Source organism: Arenibacter amylolyticus (assembly GCF_002150785.1).
Taxonomy (GTDB): domain Bacteria; phylum Bacteroidota; class Bacteroidia; order Flavobacteriales; family Flavobacteriaceae; genus Arenibacter; species Arenibacter amylolyticus.
Genome location: NZ_MTAZ01000050.1, coordinates 1 through 4,899 on the forward strand (window position 1 = coordinate 1; position 4,899 = coordinate 4,899).

Annotated in this window: 3 protein-coding genes; all 3 read right to left on the reverse strand. The window is 42.8% G+C overall.

Translation table 11 applies throughout. The annotated features are described in order from the left end of the window. Positions 1–364: 364 nt before the first annotated feature. Entirely contained in the window at positions 365–1,081 is a 717-nt protein-coding gene (locus BV214_RS14830; RefSeq protein ID WP_086478295.1) for a gluconate 2-dehydrogenase subunit 3 family protein, read from the reverse strand. Positions 1,082–1,084: 3 nt separating this feature from the next. Beyond that, complete coding sequence (locus BV214_RS14835) at positions 1,085–2,806, reverse strand: GMC family oxidoreductase (RefSeq protein WP_086478296.1); 1,722 nt, start codon at positions 2,804–2,806, stop codon at positions 1,085–1,087. Positions 2,807–3,252: 446 nt separating this feature from the next. Continuing rightward, complete coding sequence (locus tag BV214_RS14840) at positions 3,253–4,830, reverse strand: RagB/SusD family nutrient uptake outer membrane protein (protein ID WP_086478297.1); 1,578 nt, start codon at positions 4,828–4,830, stop codon at positions 3,253–3,255. Between the last annotated feature and the right edge of the window lie 69 nt (positions 4,831–4,899).

Genomic DNA, 4,899 nt, shown 5'->3' on the forward strand with positions numbered 1-4,899 from the left:
TTTCGCAACGATTGAGAAATCACACTCGTAAGGGCAGGGTCGCTAGCTAATTGTGTGATTTGGAGATTTGGAAATGGGTTAATGTGAAAATGTAGCAATGGGTTAATTTAAAAACCACACTAGATGGGAAGCTTTTAAAGGTTCGGCTAAAGTCGAATTGTAATCCTCCATCCATACCCGTGATAAATCTCGGGGTTATTCAATTATTCAATCTATGAATCCTGCACCTACTCTAAAGCTTAGATACGGGCAGGTTGCTCGTAAAAAGGAAAGAGATAAGCATTGACTCCCTTGAAACTACATCGACAAAAAACCCCGTTGACCTAGGTCAACGGGGTTTATCCAATTTAAATTCCAGTATGCATTAGGTCAATAGATTACCGTGTTCATCCCACTCGGCAATCACATTTCGCTTGCTTTGATCTATACATTTGGCTATCCATTCTGGATCATAGGCCACTCCGTGCTGCTCCAGGACATCTTCTGGAACACCGTCCCAAACATTGGGTGTATTTCCCTTATACCCCAAATCTGCAATCCCTACTTTGGAAGTATAATATCCCGTTACGGTAAGTCCGCGGAACATATGGAAAAACTGAATTTCCAATGGCTGCTGATTTAATGGCACCTCAGGATCGTGGTAGCAAATGGTATCACAGATCTGCTTTTGCTGATCCAAGGTGGCCGATTTAAACTCGACCCCAAATTCTGTATTACTCTTATGGTCTAACCACATTAATCCGCCCAGCAAGGTCATCTGCATAGTAGGAAGGTCTTTCCCGATAAACTCGATAAACTCGGGCACTTCTGCTTCAATAGGTCCGCCAAACGGCTCTTTTGGTGGAAGGATTACGGTGCTTAGGGCAGCGATGGTCTCCATCTCGTGCTCGTTAAAAAGCTGCTCCTCATGCAACTTGGCATCGCGTTCCAATTCTTCTGGTGTTCTTCCGTAGAAACCTTCAGCTCCTTTGATTATTTCTTCTTCAGCAGGTGCTTTGGTTTCCGGGGTACACCCGTGAAACGCCAAACCAGCGGCACCGGCGCCCAAAATCATTGTTTGTATACTTTTTCTCCTATCCATCTTCTAGATATTTTGCTGTTTCAATTGTTCGATAATGTAATCTGACGCTCTCCAAGACAACGCCATAATAGTCCAGGTACAGTTCTTATCGGCCTGGGAAACAAACGGTCCGCCATCTACAATAAACACATTATCTACATCGTGTAGTTGTTGGAATTTGTTGGTCACGGAGGTTTTTGGATCGTTCCCCATCCTGGTGGTCCCCACCTCATGGATAATTCTACCGGGAGCTTCCAATCCATAATCATTTTCCTTACCAGGCTTATCTCCTAAGGGTATTCCACCCATATTGTGAATCAACTCCTCAAAGGTATCCTGCATATGTTTCGCCTGATTACGTTCAAAATCGGACCACTTATAGTTAAATTTCAATACTGGGATTCCATATTGATCTACGGTAGTTGGGTCTATTTCACAGTAATTGTCCTTTCTGGCAATACCTTCCCCTCTACCTCCGAAACCTATTACGGATCCGTAGTATTTCTTAACATCGTCTCGTAGGCTGTCTCCATATCCTCCAACTTTTAGGCCGAAGAATTTATTGAAGTCGTTGGGATTATATCCAAAGCCATAGTTAGGCATTCCCATTCCACCCCAGACTTCTATATGGTACCCCCTTGGGAAATCTAGTTTGGAGTTATCTCCCCACCAGGGTGAATATACGTGCATACCTCCTACGCCGTCTTCGTTATAGGAAGTTTTTCTATTCATAAGACCAGGGATAAAACCTGCTCTACTAGCCCCCGTGGAGTCGTGCAAATACTTTCCAATAAGGTCACTGCTATTCCCCAATCCGTTAGGGTGTTGCTTACTCTTGGAATTCAATAGGATTCTTGCGGAGCTACATGCTGAAGCTGCAAGGACCACCACCTTTGCCTTTAGTTTATATTCTTTACGATCGTCCTTACTAATATAGGATACTCCCGTAGCTTTTCCTTCTTCGTTAGTAGTAACTTCACGAACAACGGAGTTTACAAAAATCTTAACCTTTCCACCGCTCTTCTGCGCAGGAAATATTAAACAGGTTCCTGCTGAGAAATCAGCATATACGGAACACGCCCTAGAACACTGTCCGCAATAAAAACAAACACCCCTATCGTTGTTCAGCTTTTTTGTTAGCATGGAGAGTCGACCAGGAATTACCGGAATACCCGATTTCTTGGCGCCATCTATATAAAAAAGTTCGTGCAATCTTGGTTTTGGAGGAGGAAGGAAAAATCCATCTGGATCATCTTCCAAACCTTCATTGGTCCCAAAAACCCCAATCAGCTTATCTACTTTATCGTAATAGGGCTTTACATCCTCATAACCAATGGGCCAATCCTCACCATGGCCATCCCTAGTTTTTCCTTTAAAGTCTTTGGGTCCAAATCTCAGGGAAATTCGCCCCCAGTGATTGGTTCTCCCTCCCAACATATGGGCTCTAAACCAATCGAATTTTGTCCCGGGCTCACGGGTATAGGGTTCACCTTCAATCTCCCAACCGCCATAAGCTGCATCCCACTCTCCAAAGGCACGTGTGGTACCGGCACCTCTACGGGGGGATTCATAAGGCCATTTAAATTGGGTCATTTGCGCCGGATCTTTAGGATCAAAAAACGGACCTGCTTCTACCACCGCCACATTTAGTCCGGCATCTGCCAATTGCTTTGTAGCCATACCACCACCAGCGCCGGAACCAACAATGATTACGTCATATACTTCTGAGGATTCTTTGATTTGCATAATAGAAATTTAAATTGACGCTCAATATAAGCGTAAAAAAATAATAATTAAAAAATATTTATACCAACAGCCATGGATTGCTACCTATTTGACATAAAACTTAGGAAGTACGACAAGATAGGCTAAGCGTTTAATAACCTCTTAAACAAGGTATGTTTGGCATCCCTTAGGAAGCCTCGCCTCATCTTCAAGATATACCTTTTATATCAATACTTCACTAAGCAAAATAACGAATCAACACTACGGTTCTGTTGGATCTAAACAATCAGCAATTAAATTCATCTTGGTTTCTTCTCAAAATTGTTATCATTATTGAGAAAGGAGTAAGGTTTTACAACCTCTAAATTACCCCATCCATTTAATTGTTCTCTGTTGATAGAACTAAGCTCCAATTTTTCGTTAAAGAAAAATGGAGCTAGCTCATAAGTTATGTATAGTAAAACCGATTAATATCCGTTATTATCGGTTCCTAAGCTAGGATTACGCTGAATTTCTGGCTCAGGGAGTGGTAGCAACATATGCTTTTCCTCAATGGTCTTACCTTGCTCTGTAACATGTCCTATTACATCCACAAACTTTACCACCCCAGGGCTAGTAGCCACTGGAAACTTTCTGGTACGAACAATATCGAACCAGTTTTGAAATTCAAACACCAATTCTCTGTGTCGTTCCACCCATACTTCTTCTACAAATTCATCTACGCCTAACCCAGACAACGATAGTTCCATCGCTGCCATATCGGTCTTCCAATAGGCCCTCCCACGAACTTGAGCAAGGTAGTTCACAGCTTCAGAGGTTACTCCCGTGGACTTTGCGATAGCTTCTGCCCCAATTAGCAACACATCTGCAAAGGTCATCATCGCTTGATCTTTCCCAGAAAGAGCTGTGTTAAACATTGCTTCATCATCATGCCACATATAAGGGGATGTAGGAAATGTTTTGTTTGTCCCTTCCAAGGTGGTGTGAAAATATTGCTTCTCCTGCGCCCTTAAATCGTTATTAGGGTCGTACAAGTCCAAAAAACCATTGGAAGGCTGATATGCTCCATTCGAAATATCATATAGAACATCTTGGGATAATCCTACGGGATAAGAATACCTTGGGAAGGTAGATGGTGCAATAGCCGCATCAAATTCCTTTAAGTAAATATGCTCCTGTGCCGAAGCCTCCGATCTCCTAATTTTATTATAGGCTGAATTCTCCAAATCAATTTCTCCTAGATTAATCTCATCGTGCTGCACCAAACTGTAGGGACCATAGACTCCGTTTATGATATCCTGGGCCAGTTTAGCGGCATCCGCATAGCGATTTGCCTTGAGGGGTGCACCGCTCATGGTAAGGTATACCTTGGCCAACAAGGTCGCAACCGCCCCAGCGGTAATTCGCTTTCCATTGTTCACCATCGTCGTAGTGGGCAACCCACCATTTTCCAATGCGTCCTTTAGATCAGCTTCTATAAGTGCGTAAACATCAGCAATAGGGCTTCTCTCCAAATAAAGGTTTTCCAGGGAATCATACGGCTCGGTAGTCACCGGAACAGGACCGAAGAACCTTACCAGGTAAAAATATGCATAAGCCCTAAAAAACTTTGCCTCTGAAATTAATTGGCTGCGTTCCTCACCAGTAAGTCCGGGAGTTTCAGGAATGTGTTTTATTGCATTGTTGGCCCTAGAAATACCTAAGTACAATTCACGCCATCTATTCTGCAGGTAATTTCCAATATTATCACCGTTTAACGTTAACTGTTGTGTATTGCTGACATGAAGTTCTTGTCCTGCATATTCATTTGAAAAGAAGCCAGACATATAGGCACCCAGCATCAACGGCATGCCACTGTAAACCCCGCCATCCGTCATATTAGGGGCTCCCGTACGATAAAGGGAATTTACCGCACTATAGGCTTGATCCGGTTCCGTGAAAAACTGCTCTGAGGCCAATTCACTTAACGGCTCCTCGTCTAAAAAATCGGAACAAGCGCCAAGACCGGTTACTAATAGAATCAATAAAAAATATTTAGATTTCATGATATACATATTTTGTTTTTTCAATCAATAGCGTCCTAAACGTTTAAAAAAGGAAGGGAGTTTTGTAAC